General features: G+C 43.0%; 19 protein-coding genes and 1 tRNA gene. 8 read left to right on the top strand and 12 right to left on the bottom strand.

What is annotated here, in order from left to right; genetic code table 11:
- Window positions 1–76: 76 nt before the first annotated feature.
- Window positions 77–3,475, bottom strand: coding sequence for a transcription-repair coupling factor (gene mfd / locus U0035_RS16650; RefSeq protein WP_114792327.1), 3,399 nt, complete (start codon window positions 3,473–3,475; stop codon window positions 77–79).
- Window positions 3,476–3,576: 101 nt separating this feature from the next.
- The gene (locus U0035_RS16645) at window positions 3,577–5,277 is read right to left on the bottom strand and encodes a glycosyltransferase family 39 protein (RefSeq protein WP_114792326.1); all 1,701 of its coding nucleotides are present in this window, start codon (window positions 5,275–5,277) and stop codon (window positions 3,577–3,579) included.
- Between the two features lie 441 nt (window positions 5,278–5,718).
- On the opposite strand from U0035_RS16645, the gene U0035_RS16640 reads away from it, so the two are divergent.
- From U0035_RS16640 to U0035_RS16625, 4 genes are all read left to right on the top strand, one after another.
- A complete protein-coding gene (locus U0035_RS16640) occupies window positions 5,719–7,071 on the top strand; it encodes an alpha-L-fucosidase (RefSeq protein WP_114792325.1) in 1,353 nt (450 codons plus the stop codon).
- On the top strand, window positions 7,061–8,212 hold the full coding sequence (locus tag U0035_RS16635; protein ID WP_245957798.1) for a glycerate kinase: 1,152 nt from the start codon (window positions 7,061–7,063) through the stop codon (window positions 8,210–8,212). Before U0035_RS16640 ends, U0035_RS16635 begins: the two co-directional genes overlap by 11 nt.
- A 128-nt stretch (window positions 8,213–8,340) precedes the next feature.
- Window positions 8,341–8,712 carry a 30S ribosome-binding factor RbfA gene (gene rbfA, locus U0035_RS16630; RefSeq protein WP_114792324.1) on the top strand — a complete coding sequence of 124 codons (372 nt, stop codon included), beginning with the start codon at window positions 8,341–8,343 and terminating at the stop codon, window positions 8,710–8,712.
- Window positions 8,713–8,785: 73 nt separating this feature from the next.
- Window positions 8,786–10,009: an FtsX-like permease family protein gene (locus U0035_RS16625; protein WP_114792323.1), complete on the top strand. Its 1,224-nt coding sequence runs from the start codon at window positions 8,786–8,788 to the stop codon at window positions 10,007–10,009.
- Between the two features lie 4 nt (window positions 10,010–10,013).
- On the opposite strand, the gene U0035_RS16620 is transcribed toward U0035_RS16625, so the two are convergent.
- Window positions 10,014–11,306 (bottom strand): bifunctional folylpolyglutamate synthase/dihydrofolate synthase, encoded by a 1,293-nt coding sequence (locus U0035_RS16620; protein ID WP_114792322.1) that lies wholly within the window; start codon window positions 11,304–11,306, stop codon window positions 10,014–10,016.
- A 91-nt stretch (window positions 11,307–11,397) separates the two neighbouring features.
- On the opposite strand from U0035_RS16620, the gene U0035_RS16615 reads away from it, so the two are divergent.
- Window positions 11,398–12,075: a 2-C-methyl-D-erythritol 4-phosphate cytidylyltransferase gene (locus U0035_RS16615; protein WP_114792321.1), complete on the top strand. Its 678-nt coding sequence runs from the start codon at window positions 11,398–11,400 to the stop codon at window positions 12,073–12,075.
- A gap of 40 nt (window positions 12,076–12,115) precedes the next feature.
- Here U0035_RS16615 and U0035_RS16610 read toward each other — a convergent pair whose 3' ends face one another.
- The 5 genes from U0035_RS16610 to U0035_RS16590 form a co-directional block, all read right to left on the bottom strand.
- Window positions 12,116–13,090 (bottom strand): Gfo/Idh/MocA family protein, encoded by a 975-nt coding sequence (locus U0035_RS16610; protein WP_114792320.1) that lies wholly within the window; start codon window positions 13,088–13,090, stop codon window positions 12,116–12,118.
- Window positions 13,091–13,174: 84 nt separating this feature from the next.
- Window positions 13,175–13,245: transfer RNA gene (locus U0035_RS16605), tRNA-Gln, on the bottom strand.
- A 79-nt stretch (window positions 13,246–13,324) separates the two neighbouring features.
- On the bottom strand, window positions 13,325–14,341 hold the full coding sequence (locus U0035_RS16600) for a hypothetical protein (protein WP_114792319.1): 1,017 nt from the start codon (window positions 14,339–14,341) through the stop codon (window positions 13,325–13,327).
- Between the two features lie 60 nt (window positions 14,342–14,401).
- Complete coding sequence (locus U0035_RS16595; RefSeq protein ID WP_114792318.1) at window positions 14,402–15,520, bottom strand: hypothetical protein; 1,119 nt, start codon at window positions 15,518–15,520, stop codon at window positions 14,402–14,404.
- Window positions 15,521–15,806: 286 nt separating this feature from the next.
- Window positions 15,807–16,487: a hypothetical protein gene (locus tag U0035_RS16590; RefSeq protein ID WP_114792317.1), complete on the bottom strand. Its 681-nt coding sequence runs from the start codon at window positions 16,485–16,487 to the stop codon at window positions 15,807–15,809.
- 271 nt (window positions 16,488–16,758) lie between these two features.
- Here U0035_RS16590 and mdh point away from each other — a divergent pair, with 271 nt between their 5' ends.
- Both mdh and U0035_RS16580 read left to right on the top strand, forming a co-directional pair.
- On the top strand, window positions 16,759–17,688 hold the full coding sequence (mdh, locus tag U0035_RS16585) for a malate dehydrogenase (protein ID WP_114792316.1): 930 nt from the start codon (window positions 16,759–16,761) through the stop codon (window positions 17,686–17,688).
- 107 nt (window positions 17,689–17,795) lie between these two features.
- Window positions 17,796–18,908 (top strand): lipase family protein, encoded by a 1,113-nt coding sequence (locus U0035_RS16580; RefSeq protein WP_162817964.1) that lies wholly within the window; start codon window positions 17,796–17,798, stop codon window positions 18,906–18,908.
- A 58-nt stretch (window positions 18,909–18,966) separates the two neighbouring features.
- Here U0035_RS16580 and U0035_RS16575 read toward each other — a convergent pair whose 3' ends face one another.
- From U0035_RS16575 to U0035_RS16560, 4 genes are all read right to left on the bottom strand, one after another.
- Window positions 18,967–19,419 (bottom strand): GatB/YqeY domain-containing protein, encoded by a 453-nt coding sequence (locus U0035_RS16575; RefSeq protein ID WP_114792314.1) that lies wholly within the window; start codon window positions 19,417–19,419, stop codon window positions 18,967–18,969.
- 25 nt (window positions 19,420–19,444) lie between these two features.
- On the bottom strand, window positions 19,445–20,875 hold the full coding sequence (locus U0035_RS16570; RefSeq protein WP_245957797.1) for a pseudouridine synthase: 1,431 nt from the start codon (window positions 20,873–20,875) through the stop codon (window positions 19,445–19,447).
- Window positions 20,876–20,990: 115 nt separating this feature from the next.
- Entirely contained in the window at window positions 20,991–21,407 is a 417-nt protein-coding gene (locus U0035_RS16565) for a hypothetical protein (protein ID WP_114792313.1), read from the bottom strand.
- A gap of 70 nt (window positions 21,408–21,477) precedes the next feature.
- A complete protein-coding gene (locus U0035_RS16560) occupies window positions 21,478–22,242 on the bottom strand; it encodes a hypothetical protein (protein WP_114792312.1) in 765 nt (254 codons plus the stop codon).
- A gap of 211 nt (window positions 22,243–22,453) precedes the next feature.
- Between U0035_RS16560 and U0035_RS16555 the strand changes: the two genes are divergently transcribed.
- Window positions 22,454–24,811, top strand: coding sequence for an ATP-dependent helicase (locus tag U0035_RS16555; RefSeq protein ID WP_114792311.1), 2,358 nt, complete (start codon window positions 22,454–22,456; stop codon window positions 24,809–24,811).
- The last annotated feature ends 59 nt before the right edge of the window (window positions 24,812–24,870 follow it).

The following is a 24,870-nucleotide window of genomic DNA, read 5'->3' as shown; positions in this document are numbered from 1 at the left end:
TGGGCATATGGCTCTAAGTTACTTGTCTGTGCGGCTCATGACTAACGGGCGCCTGACCTCAATACTCACATGGCTTTTAGGAAGAGGTAACAACAAAAGAATGCATATCTTTTAAAAACTCATGCAGCTCTTTCATGGAGGGAATAGGATCAGCTATCAATAAGAATAACTTGCCGGTTTGTTTGAGCCTGGCTTTGTTGGTTTTTATCTGGAGGTACTCAATAATTTTCCGGAAGATGTCAGATTCAAAATAAGGAGAGTCGGGACGGTTAATAAAATGACAACGAAGCGTTTCACTTTTCAGGCTCATTTTCTCAAAGCCCAATTCTATTGCCAATTTGCGGCATTTTACCGTTTCAAACAAATCATCTACCTGCGGAGGTACTGCTCCGAATCGATCTGCCAGCTCATTATGCATTTCCTCCAGCTCCTGGTCATTTTCACAATTATCCAGGCGCTGGTATAACGAAAGGCGTTCGGTAATATTCTCTACATATTCATCTGGTATCAGAATCTCAAGATCAGTATCAATGGTACAGTCATGTACAAAATCATCCTGCTTGCTGATCTCTTCCTTAAACAGGTCTTTAAACTCTGTACGCTTTAATTCGCGGATCGATTCATCAAGAATCTTCTGGTACATTTCAAAACCGATCTCGGCCATAAAACCACTTTGCTCCCCACCCAATAGGTTCCCGGCGCCACGTATATCCAGGTCACGCATCGCTATCTGGAATCCGCTACCCAGTTCACTATGCTGCTCCAGTGTTTGCAGGCGTTTACGTGAGTCGCTTGGCAGAGTACTCATAGGCGGGGCCAGCAGATAGCAAAATGCTTTTTTATTGCTACGACCTACCCGCCCGCGTAACTGATGCAGATCGCTTAAGCCAAAATGATGCGCATTATTAACAATGATTGTATTGACGTTGGGTATATCTACACCGCTTTCCACGATATTGGTACACACCAATACATCATATTTACGATCAATAAAGTCCAGTATCTTTTCTTCCAGCTGATGGCCTTCCATCTGTCCATGTGCATATCCTACTGAAAGATCCGGACACAACCCCTGGATAAGAGCCGCCATCTCTGCTAATCCCGCTACACGGTTATGTATGAAAAATACCTGCCCGCCACGCTCTGTTTCAAAATACACGGCGTCCCGTACAAAATCTTCGTTATATACCTGTACTTCGGTTTGTATCGGCTGGCGATTGGGCGGAGGTGTATTGATAATGCTCAGATCCCTTGCACCCATCAGCGAAAATTGCAGCGTACGAGGTATGGGAGTTGCTGTCAATGTTAAACAATCAACCGTGGTACGGATGGTCTTGATCTTTTCTTTATGCGCTACACCAAACTTCTGCTCTTCATCCACGATCAGTACTCCGAGGTCTTTAAACTTTACTTCTTTCCCTATAATACCATGGGTACCAATAAGTATATCAATTTTACCCGCCTTTAATTTCTCAAGCGTTTCTTTTTTCTCTTTCGCACTTTTAAAGCGGTTGATAAAGTCTACCGTTACCGGGAAGTCTTTTAAACGCTCGCTAAAAGTTTTATAATGCTGAAAGGCAAGGATAGTAGTAGGCACCAGTACTGCTGCCTGTTTACCATCTACACAGGTTTTAAAGGCAGCACGGATGGCTATTTCCGTTTTACCAAAACCCACATCTCCACAAACCAGTCGATCCATAGGCGAAGCAGACTCCATATCTTTCTTCACATCAGCCGTTGCCTTACTTTGATCGGGAGTATCTTCATATATAAACGACGCTTCCAGCTCGTTCTGCAAATAATTATCAGGCGTATGCGCAAAGCCTTGCTGGGCCTTGCGTTTAGCGTATAGCTTAATCAGGTCGAATGCTATTTCCTTAACCTTGGCCTTGGTCTTTTCCTTCAAACGGTTCCATACATCACTGCCCAGTTTATTCACCTTGGGCACGCTACCATCTTTGCCTGTATACTTGGCTATTTTATGAAGAGAGTTGATGTTAACATACAAGACATCCTTATCCTTGTAAATCAACCGCACTGCCTCCTGCAGCTTACCATTGACGTCCATCTTTTGCAAGCCACTATATACGCCCACCCCATGATCGATATGCGTTACATAATCACCAGGCTGCAACTCACGTAGCGTTCGTAAGGTAATGGCTTTACTCTTATTATAAGCCTGTTTAACCCTGTATTTATGATAACGTTGGAAGATTTCGTGATCGGTATAGCAAACTACTTTCAGATCATCATCAATAAACCCCTGGTGAATAGAAACCGATACCGGGTTAAAAACCAGCTCAGCTTTCAGGTCATCAAAAATGGTTTGCAGCCTTTGCAGCTGCTTGGGGTTCTCCGAAAAAATATAAACATTATACTGCTTTCTTTCTTTGTCCTTCAGGTCCTTGATCAACAGGTCGAACTGCCTGTTAAAAGCAGGTTGCGATTTTGTATTAAATTCAAATTCCCGTTTAGATGCATAGCTATTGCCACCGAAATGCAAAACGGACCGTTCTGTGAGTGAGTCTGCCAGGCTGTTAGCTGTTATAAAATCATCGGGAGTGATATCTCTTTTCAGAAGCTTTTCATCATCGCTGTTGGCTGCTAACTGCCCTGCAGGATACATCTCTAAAAAGTATTGTAATTCCTCTTCATGATCCTTTAACCGTTCTACACACAATTCCTGATCCTGTAGCCAAATCGCCGTATTGGCGGGCAGGAAATCGAAAAGAGACACTCTCTCTTCTGAACCAAACTGGGTATCAACGTTAGGGATAATCGATACAGATAAGAGCTTACGCTCACTTAACTGGGTTTCGGGATCTATTATACGGATTGAATCCACTTCGTTACCAAACAACTCGAAACGATAAGGTTTTTCGTTACCAAAAGAGTAAATATCGAAAATACCTCCACGCAAAGCGTATTGTCCGGGTTCGTATACAAAATCGCTACGTACAAAACCGTATTGATCCAGCTTTAATAATAACTGACCAATATCAATGGTATCAGCAGCTTTTATATGAATGATATTCTCCGATAATGTTTTGGAGATTACAACCTTTTCAAATAACGCCTCGGGGTAAGTCACCAGGATCTTCTTCCTTACGGGCTGTGCATTGGCGCCGGAAGCCAGTTTGGTTAGTGCCTCGGTTCTCAGCATCACATGCGAGGCATTCAGCTGCCGGTAATTCTTCCTTGTTTTAAAGGAAGAAGGAAAATAAAAAATGTCCAGCGCTCCCGTTATGTTTTCCAGCGTATTATGAAAATAAGCAGCGTCCTCCGATTCATTTAAAACAATCACATGGTTAAATTCCGGAGCATGTCCGGCAGCGGCCGCAAATACAAAGGGAGCAGAACTACCAAAAAGTCCTGTAAGTGCTGTTTCGGAAGGCCGGGACACAGAAAACCCCTCCGCTATTTGTAAACAGCGGGTATCATCAACGTAAAAATTCTGCAACACATCCGTGCTCATCACGGCGCAAAGTTAGGATTAAGTCTAAAAACTTACAAGTTGAAACATCAAAACATCTGATCATCCCTGTAATCTGACCGGATACCACCCCAAAAGTCGGGTTATTCCGGTATTACCCTATACAAAACAGCATTGGGATATTTTTGCACTACGCTCACCAATGTATCATGCTGTGTGTTCTTTAGCGTTTTCTTTTTTACAGGTTTATAGCGAATATTAAAATTCTCCAGCTTTCGTTCTACCGAATACTGAAAGGCTCCATAAAACACTTCTATTGATTGCCCGGAGGCGGCCAGCCGGTTTAATTGCCGTCTTAATTGAATCGACGACCTGGTTTCCCAATTCATGTGTACTGCAAGTACTATCAACCCGTTGATGATTATAAGAACCGTGCAGCCCAGGGCAAAAAGCCGGTGCCCCGGGGTTCGGGCCTTTAACAATAAAAATAATACGGGAATAACAGGCAGCAACCAAAGCTGAGGTAAAAATCGCGGCCACCAGAAATGCCTGCTCAGCAGCAAGCTAACTATTATAGACCCAACAGCTAATAAGAAAGGCAGGCGAATGTTTTTGGTCGATGTGGTAAATAATAAAAATGTAGCCGCTATGGAAAGGAGCAGCATTACACCATAAAAAGGGCCGAAACCTGCGGTCCTGGTTTCGTGAAACTCGTATGCCTTCCAGTCTTTCAACGACAAAGAAAACGGGAAAAGTAATTCGGCATCTTTTACATCATTATAAGGCGCGTTACCAGGGCGGCTGAAACTGGTGTACAAAAAAGAATACCATCCTGGCTTGCCTGCAAGATTCTTTGGTGTTTCCAGCTCTTCATTACTATCCTTTCCCGTTTGCTCGTATACACCTGGATAAGCCTTCGTTCCCATTATAGGATACAAAGGATGGCCTCGCTGTGCCATATTGGTAACATAAGGATTGAAGCCAAAAAAAAGCAGGGCCAACATTACTGCCCCTATGGTTAGGGCGGCAAAACGGGTAAAAAGCCATCGCTTCTGTAGCAGCAGGTAAATAGAAATAAAGAAAGCACTGACGCCTATAAAAACCATTCCCGTGAACTTCATATTAATCGCCCAAACTGCCGATAAAACGATCAGCCATAAATAAACTTTCCTGCGGGTTCTGATCCATGCCAATGCACTCCCTGAAAAGACCAACAGAAATAAGTACAACATTCCGTCTACCAGGTAAGTAGTTATCTCGCTCCATACAACAGGGCACATTACAACCAGTATGACCGCTATTACAGCCCTGCGCCGGCTGAAACACAGATCGCGGAAAATATCCCAAAGGGATACGGCAGCGGTAGAGAATACAATAACCTGTATGCTTTTGCCCCATTCTATTTTTCCGAAAGTGGCTGTCACGGCTGCACTATAATACCAGACCAGTTTGGGAAAATGCTGAATAGATAAATCATTGTGTTCATTGAAGGTTTTAAGTGGCTCTGTAACGGGATTCCACCCTTCTGCCAAAGCATATACGGCCGCCTGGTGATACCATTGTCCGTCCCAGGAAAGATCAAAATAAAATGCGCCCCAAAGCAGTGATACTAGTATGGTCACCAACCCATAAGTAACAGTCCTTACCAAATTCAATTTAGGCGCCCATTGCTGCCTGCTGATCCACCACATCAACATCATTGCTAATACCAGGCTCAATGGCCATAGCATAGCTAAAACTTTTCCACCTAAAAAGTAAACAACATTGGTGACGCCAACTACCAAACTGATAAAAGAGAGAAGAAATAGCGCATAATAAGCACCCGGGCAGCTACGTTGTTGCATGCGATACTAATTTAAATATGGCAATAACCCCGTAACCGAAGGTAATGAAACAATATGAGGGCAAGAGGGGCTTATACAAAAATAAGCCACGCGGAGCTAAAAACTACATCCAAAATCGTTTTTTTATATACAAGGCAAAATACAAACTACTGACGATCAAAGAATATGATCAATACTAATCCTTTCAGAACTGTACATCAACGGCAGTAATGAAAGATAAAAGAGAATCTTTTTCATTTTGTTTTCGATTTAAAAGATCATAGATGCAAATGACCCTTCTATAAGACGTAAACCGGCGGCTATTTGTAACAGCTTATAAAAAATTTAAGATCCGCATAGTACTTATTAAAAAATCATCATACCGTAAGAATAGGTTACTTTTTTATGTAGGTTTGGAATATTGCCTGATCAACAGGCCTGAAATTGTTTTAAACTTAGTTCATGCGAAAAATTATAACGTTGCTGGCCCTGGCTTTTTGCTGTCAGGGCTTAACCGCCCAAACTTATCAGCCTACCTGGAGCTCGCTGGAATCCAGGCCGATACCTAAATGGTTTACAGATGCCAAGTTCGGCATATTTATACATTGGGGACTGTATAGCGTTCCGGCATGGGCCACCAACTCCAATGCCGATGGTTTTGGCAGTAACTACGCTGAATGGTACTGGGAGCGGCTCAATAACACCAAACTTAAAATACACAGGGAGTTTGTTGATTTCCATAACAAAAACTATGGGCCGAATTTTAAATACCAGGACTTCGTTACCCAGTTTAAAGCAGAATTATTTGATCCTGCACAGTGGGCCTGGCTTTTTAAGGCTGCGGGTGCCAAATACGTTGTATTAACCAGCAAACACCATGAAGGCTTTGCCCTTTGGCCCAGCCGTGAATCCTGGAACTGGAACGCTTATGACGCCGGTCCTCATCGCGACCTGGCGGGCGACTTAAGCGAAGCGGTTAAGAAAACCGGCCTGCATATGGGCTTCTATTATTCATTATACGAATGGTATAATCCTTTATACAAGCAGGATGTAAACAAATATGTGGATCAACATATGCTTCCCCAGCTCAAAGACCTGGTTAACCGATACCAACCGGATATCATATGGCCGGACGGCGAATGGGATCACAGCGATACTGTTTGGCGAAGCCGTGAGTTTCTGAGCTGGCTATATAATGAATCGCCTGTGAAGAACACTGTAGTGACTAATGACCGCTGGGGTGGCGGCCGGAACCACGGTGGATTTACCACCACAGAATACGGTAGTGGCAAAGCCAGCCTGGAAAGGCCATGGGAGGAATGCCGGGGCATTGGCGAATCATTTGGATACAACCGCAACGAAAACATCGGGCAATATCAAACCAGCCGGCAACTGGTACACATGCTCATTGACGTTGTATCACGCGGAGGCAACCTGTTATTGAACATCGGGCCCGCTGCAGACGGCACCATCCCGGTGATCATGCAACAACGGCTGAAAGACATGGGTGATTGGCTGCAAATCAATGGCGACGCTATTTATGGTACCACCACATGGAGGGAAGCGCCTACGCAAAAAGATAAAACGGTTTTCTACACCCGTAAAGGGAAGGACCTGTATGTACTATTGACCAGCTGGAAGCAACAGCTAAGCGTTCCGGCTGCTAAAGCCTCGTCCGTTGCGTTACTGGGCTTTAAAGGAAAAGTAACTTATAAACACCGGGGAAATAATGTAACCATAATGGCCCCGGTTCTTTCTCCCGGAGAGTTAAGTCACCAATACGCATGGGTTTACCAAATAAAAGATGCCTTCTAATAAGAACTCAATAAATATCCTGTTAGCGCCAAACACCTTTAAGAACAGTCTCCCCGCGAACGAGGTGGCTGCAGCATTAGCAGAAGGCCTGAAACAATCTGGAATTGACGCCACTATAAACTGCTGCCCTGTAGGCGATGGCGGCGACGGCACAGGAAAAATCCTGGCATTGCATCTAAATGCCCAAAAACGGGTTTATAAAACGGTCGACCCACTGGGAAGGCCTATCACTGCCCCGGTCTATTATACCAGCGATCATACAGCCATTATAGAACTTTCGGATGCCTCAGGATTAAAATTATTGCAACCTATAGAATATGATCCCCTACAGGCCAATACTTACGGCACCGGTATACTCATCAAAAAAGCATTGGATAGAAAAGTGAAAAGAATTTTGCTGGCCATTGGGGGCAGCGCTACTGTAGATGGAGGAACGGGAAGCTTAAATGCCTTGGGTATTCAATTTTTAAACCGGGAAGGCATCAAAATAAAAAGACTGCCGCTAAACCTGGGCCAGCTTCAGGATATTGTCCTATCGGGAATGGACGCCAGGCTTCAACAAACAGAATTGATCATATTATGCGACGTAAAAAATAAATTATTGGGGCCTAATGGAGCCGCAAAAGTATTTGGTCCACAAAAAGGCGCAACACCAGCAAACATCAGCACACTCGAAAAATCTCTGAAACGGCTGGATAGAATTATTGATCAGGCATGGGGCATTAAAATAAGTTCGTTGCTTCATAGCGGGGCAGCCGGAGGAATAGCCGCTTCCATGGCAGCGTTGTGTAATGCCAAAATGGTAAATGGAACTGATTTCTTCCTGGATATCATACAATTTAATGACCAGTTGCAGTATGCCGACATTGTTATTACAGGTGAAGGATCGCTGGATGCACAGACACTGGAAGGCAAAGCCCCTTTGGGTGTAGCACAAAGAGCGAAAAGTGCCGGCCTCAAAGTGATTGGCGTGGGTGGCCGGTTAGATCCGGACAATAAAAAACTGCTTGCCTATTTTGACCATCTGATCAATATAAATCCGGCTACAACAGGTCTGGCAAAGGCAATTACGAATACCAGGGCCAATCTGGTAAAAACCGGTAGTAAGATTGGGGCGCTGATCAAAGCGAATGCTGTATGACAGGCAGATTCGGGGCCGCATAGCTCCTGCGCGTGTCTGCTCATATACGTTAAAACCTTGCAACAAATCACGAATTGCTTTCAAAAACCAACAAAGTAGCTACTTTTACACCAATAAAACGAATGATTATGCAGGAGAGTAAGCGACAAAAGCAGGTAGCAGGTTTATTAAATGAAGAAATGAATACCATCTTTCAGAAGTTGGGATTAAATATGATAGGTGGGGGAATGGTATCCATCTCGGCCGTAAAAATCACACCCGATCTGCTGGAAGCAAGATTTTACCTGAGTTTTTTCCAGGTGAATGATAAAGATGCTGCTTTAAAGAAAGTGGAAGAACGCCATCATGAAATAAAAAAAGAATTAACCGCTGCAGTAAGGCATCAGTTGCGCAGTATGCCGGTATTGAAATTTTTTACCGATGATACCTTAGACCATGTATTTAAAATGGAAGAGCTTTTCAAAAAAATTGAAGAAGAACGGAAAGCCAATGGTGAGTAACTAATAATCAATAATGAGTGATGAGTGACAATTAATAAGAACTATCTACCCTAAATTATAAATCCATAATTCATTGTATTCCCTTTTTGCGTGGCGCTATTTTAAAGCAAAAAAATCCACCAATGCCATCAATATCATTTCGTGGATCTGTATTGTAGCAATGGTAGTAGGTACAGCTGCGCTTATATTGGTGCTTAGCGTTTTCAACGGCTTTGAGGGGCTTGTTAAGTCTTTGTACGCCTCTTTTTATACCGACCTTAAGATCAGCCCGGAATCGGGAAAAACAATAACTTTATCTGCAGAGCAATTGCAACAACTCAGAAAGGTAACGGGTATCAGGAGTTTTGCGTTAGTAGTGGAAGAGAAAGCGATACTGCAGAATGGCGATAACCAGGCGATCGTTCACCTGAAAGGAGTAGATTATAATTACGAAACAACCACAACAGTCAACAGGCATATTTACTCGGGTAAATTCGGGATTGGAACAACAGAGAAACCACTCCTGGTGTTAGGTGTCGGAATCGAAGGCACTTTAGGTATCAGGGCAGGTAGTGATGTGCTTCCCTTAACGATCTATGTTCCCCGTAAAAACAATTCAGAGGAGCTGAATGAAATGGAGGATATCAGCAGTGATACTATTCATACGGCAGGCTCTTTTATGATACAACAGGACTTTGATAATAAATACGCCATTACTGATCTGCGGTTCCTGCAAAATGCCATGAAACTCAATCCTAACGAATTCAGTGGCGTAGAGATTGCAGTGAATAATCCCGATGAAGCAGATAAAGTAGGACAGCAATTATCCGGCATTTTCGGTAAAGGGTTCAAAATACAAAACCGTTACCAGCAAAACCAGAGTCTTTATGCCATCATGAACCTGGAACGATGGATTTTTTATGCAGTGCTTTGCATTATACTCGTTGTTGCTGCCTTTAATATGGTGGGCGCACTTACTATGCTGGTATTGGAAAAACGGAAAGACATCAGCGTTCTAAATGCCCTGGGAGCTAATCAGAATCTTGTCCTAAAAATATTTTTGAGCGAGGGGCTTTTACTGGCCGCTATTGGCGGCGGTATCGGTATGTTGATTGCGTTGGTAGTGGTATTATTGCAGCAACAATTTCACCTGGTACCTTTAGAAGGCGGCTCCTTCCTTATAGACTACTTTCCGGTTGAGCTTCGATTCGTTGATTTCGTATTAGTAGCCACTACTGTTCTGATCGTATCCTTCCTGGCTTCCTGGATTCCCGCCGTAAAAGCTTCAAGGCAACAATTCTCATTAAGAAGTGAGTAGTACTTTAATGCAGTGCTACCTCTCCTACAAGAAATACACTTCCACAAACCAATATCAGATCATCGGGGTGGGCATGTGCCTTTGCTTCTGTTATAGCTTCATTTACATTACTAAAAACATGGCCGGTCAACCCCTTCCTGGAAGCCTTTTCACTAAGCTCAACTGCCGCTAACGCCCTGGGAATATCGGCGTTTGTAAAATAATACGAAGCATTTGCGGGAAGCATTTGTATTACGGCGTCTACATCTTTATCCTTTACCATTCCCAATATAATATGCAGGCGATGATAAGTAGTCATCTCCAGTTGATTTAAGACTTCCCGCATGCCACTTTCATTGTGAGCCACATCCAATACAATACGCGGATGCTGATGTATGGTTTCCCAGCGACCATGCAAACCGGTCAACTTTTTCACCTGCTTCAAACCCTGTTCTATAGCAGCGTCCGGCAGGTCAATGCCATTTGCTTTCAACTGGCGACAACTTTCCAATACTGTTAAAAGGTTTTTGGTCTGGTATTGCCCTGTAAGATCCAGGTGATACTTCTTATGGTCGGTTTTATTATTTTCAGCAACGTATACTACCAAATCATGATCTTCCTGCTTCCAATCGGCTACCTGTAAATGTTCTCCGGCAAAAAAGATAGGAGCAGCTTCCATAGTTGCCTTGTTGCGAAATACAGGCTCCGTTTCAGCAGACTTCTCCCCTATCACAACCGGTACACCAGGCTTAATAATACCCGCTTTTTCGAAAGCAATTTCTTCTAAGGTATTACCCAGTATCTGCAGATGATCATAACCAATATTGGTAATAACAGAAATAACCGGTTTAATAATATTAGTGCTATCGAGCCGGCCTCCCAGTCCTGTTTCTATGATGGCAATATCTGCCTGATGCTTTGTAAAATGATGAAAAGCCATGGCCACCGTCAATTCGAAAAAGCTGGGCTGTATACTTTTTATATGCGTTTGCATTTGTTCAACAAAATCAACCACCTCCTGTTCGGCGATCATCTCACCATTAATTTTTATGCGCTCCCGGAAATCCTTTAAATGAGGAGAAGTATATAAACCCGTTTTATAGCCTGCTGATTGCAAAACCGAAGCCAGCATATGGCTTACCGATCCTTTACCGTTGGTACCTGCAACATGCACGAACCTTCCTTTTTGATGCGGGTTGCCCAATACTTCACAAAGTGCTATTATATTAGTGAACCCGTTTTTTATAGCCTGTCCGCCTATCTTGCTAAACATAGGTAGCCGGGCATACATGTAGTCTAAGGTTTGCTGATAGTTCATACGCAAATATAAACAGGTGGAAGGTTTGCTTTCTCTCTACAAAATTAAAAAATCTTAAATCTCTCCAACCAAATATTGATATTTTTGGCACATGAACAAAGTTGCGATTATAGTGGCGGGAGGTGCCGGCAAGAGAATGGGCAGCGAACTACCCAAACAGTTTTTAATGTTACAGAATAAGCCGGTTCTGTATCATACTTTAAATACTTTTCTATCGGCATATGACGATCTGCAAATTGTATTGGTATTAGCCGAGGATTATGTAGACATGGGGCGTGAGATCATAGACGCTTATTTTGAAAATGACCGGATCAGGATTGCTGTTGGCGGCGCTACCCGGTTTGACTCCGTAAAGAACGGGCTTGCCCTGGTAGAAGACGAAGCCATCATATTTGTACACGATGCTGTACGTTGTGCGTTAACTACCCGCCTGATTCATCGTTGTTATGAAACTGCCCTGGAAATGGGTACCGCCATTCCCGTTGTTAAAAGCAGCGACAGCCTGCGTATCATCAACGATGATGGTCTGAACGAAGCAATCGACCGCGATAAAATTGTTCTGGTACAAACACCCCAGGTATTTCATAGCAAGATCTTAATTCCGGCTTTTAATATCGATTATAAGGACTGGTTTACCGATGAAGCCAGCGTGGTAGAAGCATTTGGCATGATGGTAACACTTGTTGAAGGTGAGAAACAAAATCTCAAAATTACGCATCCTGTAGACCTGGCTATTGCAGAACAAGTGCTGGCAGACAGGGCTAAGTAATCAGTCTACTTCACTTACCATAAAAATCTTAATTACTGTATTAACCCGCAATGCTCGTGTTACCGATCTTTGCCAGTATCTGGTGGGCCACGTCCATTGCTTTCAGGCCGTCAATCTCCGAAACAACGGTCTGCGTATTGTTGTTAATCGCATCTTTAAACTCTTCCAGTTCGCGCTTAATCGCATTGATCTGCGGAACAGGCGGGTTGGCTACCGCAATAGTTTTGGTACCGTTAGGAGTAGCCATGTCAAAAGCAAATACGTTGATATCCTGCTCTTCCTTGAGCTTAATAATCTCTGTTTTCTTATCCAGGAAATCAATACCTATATAGGCATCTTTTTGAAATACGCGCATCTTCCGCATCTTTTTCATGGAGATACGGCTAGATGTAAGATTAGCTACACAGCCATTATCAAACTCAATACGCACATTGGCAATATCAGGCGTATCGGTCATTACCGCTACCCCACTGGCAGAAATCTTCTTTACATCACTTTTCACCAGGCTTAGAATAATGTCGATATCATGAATCATCAGGTCCAGTATAACACTAACCTCCGTACCACGCGGGTTGAACTGCGCCAGGCGATGCACTTCTATAAACATAGGCTTCAGGTCGAAACCTTTTAAAGCCAGGAATGCAGGGTTAAAACGCTCCACATGGCCTACCTGTAACTTAATATTTGACTCTTTAGCCAGTTTTACTAATTGCCGGGCTTCATCCATAGTGTGTGCAAAAGGCTTTTCCACAAATACATGCTTGCCCAGCTTAATAGCTTTTTCACACCACTCATAGTGGTAGTTGGTTGGCGCTACGATATCGATAGCATCGCATTGATTCAGGAAATCATCGGTATCAAAAAAACGTTTGATACCATATTTGGCAATCACATCAGCAGCAATCTCATCACTGGGATCCACAAAGCCAACAACTTCTACATCATTAATTTCCAACCAGTTATTCAGGTGAAATTTACCTAAATGTCCAACGCCAACTATTCCGATTTTAAGCATCGTCAAAAATATTCATTTTTAAAATAACCTGTACCAAAAGTTCACCAAACAAAAAAAGCAAGTTCCTAAGAACCTGCTCTCTTGTTGACCCATAAGGATTCGAACCTTAACTGACTGAACCAAAATCAGTAGTGCTACCGTTACACCATGGGTCAATCCTGCTCCGATTTTCTCAATCGGGTTGCAAAAATAGGGAAATTTCTTTTTATGCTACAAAACTAATCAACAATTTTTTTAAGGAAGACCCAGCAAAAATCCGATCGTAAAGTTAGCATCCCAATCAAAAACAAAAGTATCGCAACCGGTAGCATCTGTAAGCGCCTTGTAAATATTGATGCCGGCCTTTGTTTTAGCTTTGTCTGATTGGTAGTCAGCCGGCGCTTTTAATACTGTATAACGCTCTCCGTCCTGCTTGGTCTGATCGGCCAGCTCAAAGGGCACACCACCAACAATAAAACATACATCCCTGTTTTTTTGTGGAATAGCGCTTGCTTTAGACTTTACATTATCATAAACAGCGGCATCGCTTTTATCCAATTCATAGTATTTGGCGCCTTCGGCTTCCACCGCTTTCAGGCCGGAGCCCTCATACCAGGAAATCTTGGTATTTCCCGAACCAATATCCGTCACAAAAGAATTTTCTTTATAAGATGCCGGCTGTACGCATTTTAATGCCAGTTTACCTTCCTGCTCAGCAGTAACCAGGTTTACCACATACCCCATTTTCTTAAGCTCCTTTACGATGCCTTCCGTTTTAGGCTCTTTTTGCGCTCCGGAAGAAATCACGAAGTGCATATTTTTATTGGCTACACCTTTGTCGAACATACCCGCCAGGTATTTTTTCAGGCCCAGGCGGATATCATCAGCAGTAGCCAGTCCTTCGTATACCATTGAATTTCCAAATTCTTTAGATACCACTTCCCACCTTTTTTCTTTGTCTATTTTAACTACAAAAGAGTTAAAGCCCGAGGCTCCTACTTCTACAACGCCTTTTAACTCACCATTTACAGGTTTTTCAGGCTGGTAAGCAAAAGTTCTGTGCTCGCTGCTACCGGCAGTATTATTTTCAGAGCTTTCTTTTTTACCACCATCAGCTACCACTTCGCTTGTGGTCACTTCATCGGTAGCAGCTAATTTTTCTTTTATTTTTTCGTTCTGACTACCATACCAGATAAGACCTACAAGAGGTATACCTACTATGAGCGCTTTTACCGGCCAGCGTAGCCTGCTCCAGGTTGATCCGTTTGACATTTTGATTGTATTGGGTTTAGTAAAAAATAAGATTTTTAATATATTGAAATAATCTTTTCATTAATCTAACAGCGAAAAGCCTTTGTCGACTTTTTCCTCGTTGGTTAATTCATGATAGCTTTGTCCTACTTCATTCACGTTTAACTTGGTCAGGTTTCTCTGATCTACCTTTTGAATGAATGCAGTCAGCTCTTCCTGGCTTGGCGTACCGCCCACAGTTACAGAGTTATTCTGATCAAGAAACTCCAGGTTCGAACGTATAGCAGCAATATTCTGGCTGATAGCGCTGGTTGCAGCGCCCATTGCTTCCTGGAAAACCCAGCCATCTTTAATATTGAATACCTCGGCCAGACCATCTGTAGCATTCTTCATTTTACTGGTAGCCTCCATTTTTTTATTAATGATAGAAATACTGCTATCCAGCGTGCTCACATAAATACGCGCCGCGCTTTCATTATCCTTTAATACTTCCAGTACCTTAGCAAACTGGTTTGCATATTGCGCGTAGCTGCGTGCATTCTGCTCTTCAGCCTCTCCTTCCTTTCCTAATAAAAAGGCCTTGGTACGGGTTTCCTTGGCATCACGGTTTAAAGCATTGGCTTTCTCCCTGTCCTGCGCCTGCTCCGCTTCTTTTCCTTTGGTCTCCAGGTTGCCTGCTTCAGTAGTAAAGCGTTTGGCAAGGGTATATTTTTCCTGCGCAGAATTTTGTGCCGTTACGCCACTTTGTATCATATCAATACGCACACCATCAACATTGGCGATCTTTTCCTTAACACGTTTTAAAGTATCCTTTGCTTCGCGCGATAATAGTTGCAGCGACTCTATTGGATTATTGCGTATAATCGCTTTTTCGCTTTTAAATAACAATACGGTGCCTAACCGGTGTAACACACTTATGATCCTGGGCGCCAGCATCAGCAGCACGATAAATACAATACCAAACAATACAAACAATACACTTTTTTGAGCATATTCCAGTAAAAGGGGCAGGTACTTAACAAATGCAATAACACCCCCGATCATCAGTACCCAAAAGATCAGCGCACTGAATGTTTTCTTTGCTTCCGGCGTTTTAACTGCCGCAGGCAACTTATCTCCTATTACCTGGAAAATAGGGAGCTGACTTTTTAACGATGCAGGAATCGTATTAGTGAGCGAATGGTTGTTAGATGTGGTCATTAACTTTTTTTTATTAAGTAAAATTACTGATTAAACGGGGTTTACCACAAGTACAAATCGGTAAATACAGGTCTAATATCGGTCAATAAATAAGAGCATAAAAGCGATTTCATACCGGTTGTTTTAATGACTTATTTCAACTTTCTAAATGAACCACTCGTAAGGGAGTCCTTTGGACATAGATTCCGCCAAGACGGAACATAGCTATGTGTTTTACTAATCCACTGCTATGCATCTATGTAGTTTAAAATTAGTTCAAAACAATTTCCAAAACTCGGGCCGCAAGCTACAGTTCTTTTTCTGCCAGGCTCAGCAACGTTTGCATTTTACTGATGACTCCTTCTATGGCGTGTTTCCCGGTTTGTATCTTCTTCTCAATATCTTCCAGCTTGGGCTGCCAATGCGCCTGCAGGTTCGACAATTCAGCTTGTTTTTCGACAATGGTCTTTTGCAATCTGACCACCTGCTCTTCTAAAGAATTAACCTCCGCTGTCAGGGCTTCTTTCGACTCTTTTATTTTGTTGGTAATGGCGGCTCTTTCTCCATTCTTCTTTTGAACATCGTTATCCAATGCCTTCTGCAATTCATTTTTATAGTAGTTACCACTACTCAACAGCTTTTCTTTGGTTAAGGTTTTATCAGCAAATTTTAAAGTATTAAATGCCTGTTTCAATGATGCAGCCTGTGCACCTCCATTTTCTTCTACCGCATTCCATACCTCGAAAAAGTCAACACCCGGTTGATTAATAGATTCAATAAGCTGGTAGGCCTTTTTTGCAGCATCTTCCCTCGCTTCAACCGGAACGGCGCTGCTATCAAAAGTTTTAACCGGCCGGGGCTCCACCACAACCGGGTTTGCCACTTTAGCAGGAATTGGTTCAGGCTGTTGCGTGGGTAACGGTACGTCCTCCTCTTTAAAGATCATTTTTTTTAACCCGTTAAAAAAGCCGCCTTTCTGATTTTCCATACTGATAGATTATGGATCAAAGATAATATTGAAAGTTGAAAGAACAGGGCTTTACTATTGACCCGGTGGCACTGGCTTTCGGGGAGGCAGCCTGAATTAAACTCATTATTATTTTTTAACAATGAGGGGTCCGTTTAGTGCTTCGTCTATCCGCTATTCAACCACCTGAGGATGCCCGCCCGTACCGGAACAGGCAGGGCCGGTTTTACGGATGAAAAATTTAATGTACGTTTGCAGGTAACCGATTGATCATCTTTAAAATACAATGCAAATGAAAGTAACCGTAGTTGGAGCTGGTGCAGTAGGAGCTACCTGTGCCGACAATATCGCCCGCAAAGAACTGGCTTCAGAACTTGTTTTATTAGATATTAAGGAAGGGGTGGCCGAAGGAAAGTCTATTGACATGATGCAGACAGCCGCCTTGCTGGGCTTCGATACCAAAATAAAAGGTGTTACCAATGATTATGTAGCTACCGAAAACTCAGACGTAGTGGTCATTACATCAGGTTTACCACGTAAACCGGGCATGACCAGGGAAGAACTGATTGGTGTAAACGCAGGCATTGTAAAAAGTGTTACCGAAAACATTCTAAAGCATTCTCCTGATACTATTATCATCGTAGTATCTAACCCGATGGACACGATGAACTACCTGACCTACACTACTTCCGGCCTGCCTAAAAACAAAGTGATTGGCATGGGTGGTGCATTGGATTCGGCCCGCTTTCGTTATTACCTGAGCCAGGAGCTCAAATGTTCCCCGGCCGATCTGAACGCAGTGGTAATTGGCGGTCATGGCGATACAACCATGATCCCTTTGATCAAGCATGCTACATGGGGCAGCACTCCGGTAACGAATTTTTTAAGCGAGGAACAACAACAGAAAATTGTAGCAGATACAATGGTTGGAGGCGCTACATTAACCAAGCTGATCGGCACTTCTGCCTGGTATGCACCGGGTGCCGGAACTGCGGCTATGGTTGAAAGCATTTTGCGCGATGAGAAAAAACTAATCTCAAGTGGTGTTTTCCTGGAGGGCGAATATGGCCAGAATGATATTTCACTGGTAGTGCCCGTTACTATTGGTAGAAATGGATGGGAACAAATTCTCGATTTTAAACTAAGCGATGAAGAGCAGGCAACTTTCAACAAAAGTGCTGATGCGGTAAGAGCTATGAATGATGTGTTAAAAACGCTTTAACCATACCCCCTTCAAAAAGCCAGCGATTAAATCGCTGGCTTTTTTATAATGCTGATCTCAGCAATTTGCAAAGGCCGGAAATCTTCCACTTCTTAAAATGAATCCCATTGAAACGCTTACTAACTTTCTTATGCCTCACTGCTACATTACTTTTATCCGGTAGCTATTCGTTGCAGGCTCAAACAAAATTAAAGCCCGGTTTTGATGTAAACGAGTATACCTCCCTGTTCTCCCTGTTTTATTTTGGAAGCAGTATTCCTGACAGCAACCTGCGTAAAACTACCAGAGATCCATACCACAGACTATATCGTTCTCCTGAAGTGGGCCTGAAGAACCAATGGTCACTCTATTTAAGAGAGGATAACACAGCCGCAATATCCATAAGAGGAACGATTGGCGATAAAATAAGCTGGCTGGCTAATTTTTATGCGGCTATGATACCGGCAACAGGCAGTCTTCACCTGAACGACTCAACTGAATTTCATTACAAGCTCTCGTCTGACCAACAGGCAACGGTGCATGTAGGCTGGACCGTATCACTGGCATCAATGGCGCCCGACATCGTGGAAAAAATAAAAGACCTCTACCAGAAAGGAGTTCGTGATATCTATCTATTCGGTCACAGCCAGGGCGCCGCGATCGCATTCTTATTACGCTCTTACCTGCACTATTTACAACAGGATGACAAATTACCCAAAGACATTCAATTTAAAACCTATTGCAGCGCAGCTCCCAAACCTGGTAATATGTATTATGCTTACGATTATGAAAACATAACCCGCGACGGCTGGGGCTTTACCATTGTCAACCGTAAAGACTGGGTACCCGAGTCCCCTTATACGATTCAACGCATCCAGGACATGAGCCTGCCCAATCCACTGATAAAAACTAAAGCGTTGCTGAAAAAGCAAAAATTCGGCGTAAGATTTATTGGCAGCATTTTATATGGGAGGGTAAACCGCAAACCCCGAAAAGCCCAGGAAATGTACACCAAATACCTCGGCAAGACCGTTTATAAAATGGCCATCAAAAAAGCGCTACCTCAATTCAAACAACCGGCATATGTTGCTTCCACTAACTACATGAGAGCAGGAAGCCCAATAATACTGATACCCGACGCAGCCTATGATGCAAAGTTTAAAGATGAGGGGAAAGACGATTTTCTTCATCATCACTTCGCTCCTTATTATTATCTGATACAAAAATATTACCCGCAATAAAAAAGCTGCTTACCCCTCAGGAGTAAGCAGCCAGATATTTTATCTCAATCTTATGTTATTAAGACGCCAGTAATTCTTTAACCATGGTAGAGATCGCTTTACCGTCAGCTTTGCCCGATAAGGCTTTGCTGGCAGCACCCATTACCTTACCCATATCGGCAGGAGACGAAGCACCGGTTTCAGCAATAATTTTTTGCAGCGCTGCTTTTAACTCTTCAGGAGAAAGCTGTGCAGGCAGATATTTTTCGATAACCGCTATTTCCTGGCGCTCCTTTTCAGCCAGGTCTGCGCGATTTTGCTGTTCAAAAATCTCCAGCGAATCCTTGCGTTGCTTTACCAGCTTTTGAACGATCTTAATTTCGTCATCTGCGCTTAATTCATCTTTTGCTCCTTCAGCAGTTTTAGCTAAAAGAATAGCAGCTTTTACCGCACGAAGACTTGTTAACGCGTTGGCATCCTTGGCCAGCATAGCAGTTTTAATATCTGCATTAATAGTTTGTTCTAACGACATATGAATATATTGATCAGTTTATAAATTAATTATTATTATTCCGGCGCGGCCTTGCCGGCCGGCCAGACCCTGATGCACTTTTATAGTTGCCTGTTGAAGCTCTTCCTGAGGATCCTTCTTTCTTAAACGGCTTTCCCAGCTTTTTAGCAGGAGCTTTTCCTGAAAAGTTTTCCTTTTTAACACCGCCGCCTATTGTTTTCAGATAAGGCTTCTCACCATTTCCTTCTTTTTTAAAAGGCTTGCCGGTTCTTTTAGCAAATCCTTTCGATGGATACTCTTCTTTTTTAAATGCGCCTTCTGTGTTTCCGTAAGACTTTGCCGGCCGCTTCTGTTTTGCAAAAGGCTTGTCAGCACTTTTGTCAGAACCTTTCGCAGCATAGGTTTCTTTTTTAAAATTACCGCTAGCTGGCTTTGAATAAGATCTTTCTGTGAAACCATCTTTTTTAACGGGTTTTCTTAATCTTTTTGCCGGCGCCTGTAGCCCGCTATCTTCATCTGTTGGCCGGCTGACTCCTTTTACAGCCGCCTGCCCCTTGCCTGCTTTCTTATTTTCCTTGCCAAAATATTTCAGGTTGCGTACTTCTTTTTCGGTCAAAAAGCGAAACTTGCCACGCTCTACATTTTTCTTGGTAAGCCCCGCAAACATCACCCGGTCGAGGTTCTTTACATCATATCCCTGACTTTCAAAAATCCGGCGAACAATACGATTGCGCCCACTATGAATCTCCACGCCTATTTGTGTTCTGTCATTAGCATCACTGTAAGCTAATACATCTACGTAGGCCGGACCATCTTCAAGTGTTACACCTTTCAGTATTTTATCAAAGTCACCTTTTTCCAGCGGCTTATCCAGTGTCACAGCGTAGATCTTTTTTACCTCGTTACTCGGGTGTGTTAACTTTTGCGCCAACTCTCCGTCATTGGTAATTAACAAAACCCCCGAAGTATTACGATCGAGCCTTCCTACCGGATAAACACGCTCCTGTGTAGCTTTTTTAATAAGATCCAGAACGGTTTTACGTTTTTGCGGATCATCAGTAGTGGTTATATAATCCTTGGGTTTATTCACCAGGATGTAAACCAGGTTTTTGGTAATAAAGATCTTTTTGCCGTTTACCGTAACCTCGTCCCCATCTGCCATTTTATAGCCAGGTTCAGTGATTACATTGCCATTCACTTTCACATTACCATCCTTAATAAGATCAGCGGCTTCCCTGCGACTGCTTACACCTCCATGCGCCAGGTATTTGTTAAGTGGCATTTGCTCCAACGCCACTTTTTCACGTTCGATCACTGGTCCTGTGATCTGTTTTTCACGGGCTTCTTTCTTTTTTTGCTCAAAGAACTCAGCCCTTTCCTTTTTATACTTTCTTTTCTCCTGCTTAAAACCTTCTTTTATAGCAGCATTGCTTTTCTTTTTTGCAAACTTCTGAAAGCGGGGATCTATTTTTTTCATGTAATGATATTTTGCTGTTTTCCAACAGTAATTAAACCACAAAGATAACATTAAAAAAGCTCGTGAATTAAATCACGAGCTTTTTCAGTTATAAATAGATTATAGACACAAATGCTTATTGCCTGCTTTCGCGAGGACCTCTGTTGCCGCCTCTTTCCATTCTTTCCTTTCTTTTAACATCCAGTTTCTCCTTCTGCTCTTTGGTCAAAATTGCACCTTCTTTTTCCATCCATTCTTTTCTCATCTCCTGCATTTTTTCTCTCCTGGTGTCATCACTCAAAGAATTATCATTTCTCAACTCCTGCCTTTTCTTGCCTTGCTCATCATTCAGGTCTTTCAACTTTGCTTCCTGGTCTTTTGTAAGGTTCAGATCTTTGTACATTTCCGCCGCATTATATCCACCACCCGGCCCGCGCCTTTCGCCACCCCGGCGTGCTTCTGCTTTAGGTTTTTCTTTTGGAGCATCCTGCGCATAAGTAGCAGTAATACTGAAAGCGCTGATCATGGCAGCGAGGAAAATTGACTTTTTCATTTTTTGTTTTTTTATTTATTGTTGTAATCCTGAATACCTGTAAAGGCATTTAATTTTATTAATCTTGAAATTAATGGCTCACCCCCCTCCTGTTACGGTCCGCTTGTAATTCTCTCGACGACATGGTCATCCGGGCTCTTCGTTGCTGATCATCCCACTTAGACTTCTGTTCTGAAGTAAGAATAGATCTTATTTCCATCTCGTAAGCCCGGTAAGCCTCTTTTGTCTGATCTTGTTTTTCGGATGATGTAAGCGAAATATTATTTCTGATGGTTTGAGCCCGAGTGTTATAATCCTGGTTGGCAAGCCGCATCTTTTCGCGTTGTTCGCCCGTCATCTGCAAATCGTTCCAGTTACTCCTCCCTTTTTTAGATGTCTTTTTTTCAGCATCCCTGCTCAGCCCATTGGGATCTTTTTCCCTGTTTTTTTCAATATTGTTTACCACATTTTTTGCCGAACCGACCAGGCCCTTTTCTTTGATTTCCTTCAGGTTCTGCTCATACATCGTGTATTGCTCTTCAGTAAGAATAGTCCTGCGTTTTTCGATCAGGTCCTTTCGAACAGCTTGTAGCTGGTTCTTCCTTTCCTTCGGCTCCAGGGTGCTGTCCGCTGCAATCTCCTTCATCTTTTCACGATTTTCTTTATTTGCCACCTGTAGTTCCTTTTGTTGCTCTTTCGTCAGCTTCAAATTAAAATAGGCGTTCTTCCGGGCCTCCCTTGGTGCAGCGCTGCTCACTCCCTCATTCGTTCTCGACGGAATTTCCTGCGCCATTAACACATAGGTTATTAGCAGCGCCCCCGAAATCAATCCTGTTTTTTTCGTTATTAAACCCATCTCCTTAATTTTTGATTAGATGATATTTTAAAAACAAACTTTCTGCTAATAACTGTTAAACATTTACCAAACAGTAATATGACTACAAACTACTTAGGAGGTTTAATGCCCGTTTGTTAAAGTATTCCGATTTACCTGATTAAATCTCCTAACCAACACTTTTTGCAGCATGTCTACCTTATAAATCATACGCTCTTCGTACCTTGCGCCCATGCAGGATTATATAAAAGGTTTGAACGAGCGGCAAAAAGAAGCAGTATTACATATTCAGGGTCCCATTATGATTATCGCGGGTGCGGGAAGTGGTAAAACCAAGGTATTAACCACACGTATCGCCCATTTGATGGCCAGTGGTATTGACGCCTTTAATATACTGGCGCTGACATTTACCAATAAAGCAGCGCGGGAGATGAAAGAGCGTATAGAACATATTTTAGGTGGAAACGAAGCACGTAATTTATATATAGGAACTTTTCACAGTGTATTTGCTAGAATTTTAAGGGCAGAAGCACACAGGATCGGTTATCCCAACAATTTCACTATTTATGATACCGACGATGCCAAAAGCGTGGTTAAAGCAGTGATCAACGAAATGCACCTGGATGATAAATTGTATAAACCATCACAGGTGTATAACCGTATATCCTCTGCCAAAAACGCGCTGGTATCGCCCGCCGACTATGCAACAGACTACTATGTACAGCAGGAAGATATCCGTGCCAACCGGCCGGCAATTGCTAAAATTTACGATTCTTATTGCAAGCGCTGTTTTAAAAACGGCGCTATGGATTTTGATGACCTGTTGCTTAAATTTTACGAATTACTTAAAACTAATCCCGAATCTTTAAGCAAATACCAGCATAAATTTAAATTTATACTGATTGATGAGTACCAGGATACCAACCCGGCCCAGTATGAGGTAATAAAACTACTGGGGGCCATGCATGAAAATGTTTGCGTGGTGGGAGATGACGCCCAGAGTATTTATAGCTTCCGGGGCGCTACCATCCAGAATATTTTACAGTTTCAGAAAGACTACGATGAAGTAAAAGTGGTAAAGCTGGAGCAAAACTATCGTAGCACACAAACGATCATCAACGCGGCCAATGATGTAATTGGTAAAAACAAGGGACAGATCCCAAAAGTGCTGTTTACCGAAAATGCGGAAGGTGAGAAGATCAGGATTGTAAAAACCATGTCGGATAACGAAGAAGGAAAGTTTGTAGCCGACAGCATACAGGAACAAAAGCTGCGGAACCATTTCTTAAATAAAGATTTCGCAATACTATATCGTACCAATGCCCAAAGCCGGGCTTTTGAGGAAGCGTTAAGACGCATGGCGATTCCTTATACCATGTATGGTGGTGTGAGCTTTTACCAGCGCAAGGAGATTAAAGACCTGGTGGCTTACCTGCGCCTGATCATTAATAGCCGTGATGAGGAAGCCTTAAAACGTATCATTAATTACCCCGTACGTGGCATCGGTAAAACGACCATAGATAAAATTATATTGCTGGCCAATACCCACAATAAAACCATGTGGGAGATACTGGTGGAGGCTGCTCAACACGGCTTCCGGGCCGGTACACTGGAAGTGATCAACAATTTCGTGACCATGATCAGGAGTTTTTCCAGCATGCTGGAAAAGCACAATGCCTATGAAGTTGCGTTTCACGTGGGCAAGAATACCAACCTGGTGCGGGAATTGTTCAATGACAAAAGTACTGAAGGGTTACAACGATACGAGAACATACAGGAGTTGCTCAACTCTATTAAAGAATGGGTAGAAAGCCCGGATAACGAAGATGGAGAAGTTGTAGATAAAGGCCTGGGGGCATACCTGCAGCAGATCACTTTACTGACCGACGCAGACGAAAAGGACCCCGATGCGGATACCGTAAAGCTGATGACCATTCACGCAGCAAAAGGTTTGGAATTTGAATGCGTATTTGCAGCAGGGCTGGAAGAAATGTTATTTCCCAACGCTATGAGCATCAATACCCGGGAAGAACTGGAGGAAGAACGCAGGCTTTTCTATGTGGTAGTAACGCGGGCTAAAAAGAAACTATGGGTTACCTATGCCAATACCCGTTATAAATTTGGGCAACTGGTGCAAAATGAGCCCAGCCGGTTTATAGAAGAACTGCCGGAGCAACTGCTGGACCGTAGTTATGCGGGGGGTGGCACAAAAATGAGCAACAATTTTGGCGGCAGCGCTTTCGAGCGCATGAACAGTGGATTTGGCGGAGGTTGGTCTGGTGGCAAAAAAGCTGCCGAAGATGCGGAAAAACGTTACGGTCCGCCACCAAGCAAAAAGTCAGCTACCCCAAGTTACTTACCTCCCAAAATGGAAAAAAAGGTGACAGACCACACACCTACAGAAAACTTCGTAGCCAATGAGGTTACCGAATTAGCAGTGGGACAAAAAGTGGAGCATCAGAAATTTGGATTTGGAGAGATCATCAAAATGGAAGGCGCCAGCCACAATCCCATGGCCATCATTAAATTCGAAACCAACGGCGAAAAGAAAATTCTCCTCAATTACGCCCGGTTAAGGATCGTAGGATAACCTGACAATCAATCAAATAACTACTAACAACTGTTGTTTACAGCAACAGTTGTTACCTT

It is taken from the genome of Niabella yanshanensis (genome assembly GCF_034424215.1).
In the GTDB taxonomy this organism is placed as follows: Bacteria; Bacteroidota; Bacteroidia; order Chitinophagales; family Chitinophagaceae; genus Niabella; species Niabella yanshanensis.
Note: the sequence above shows the minus strand (reverse complement) of the source record. Positions and strands in the feature narration are given on the sequence as shown.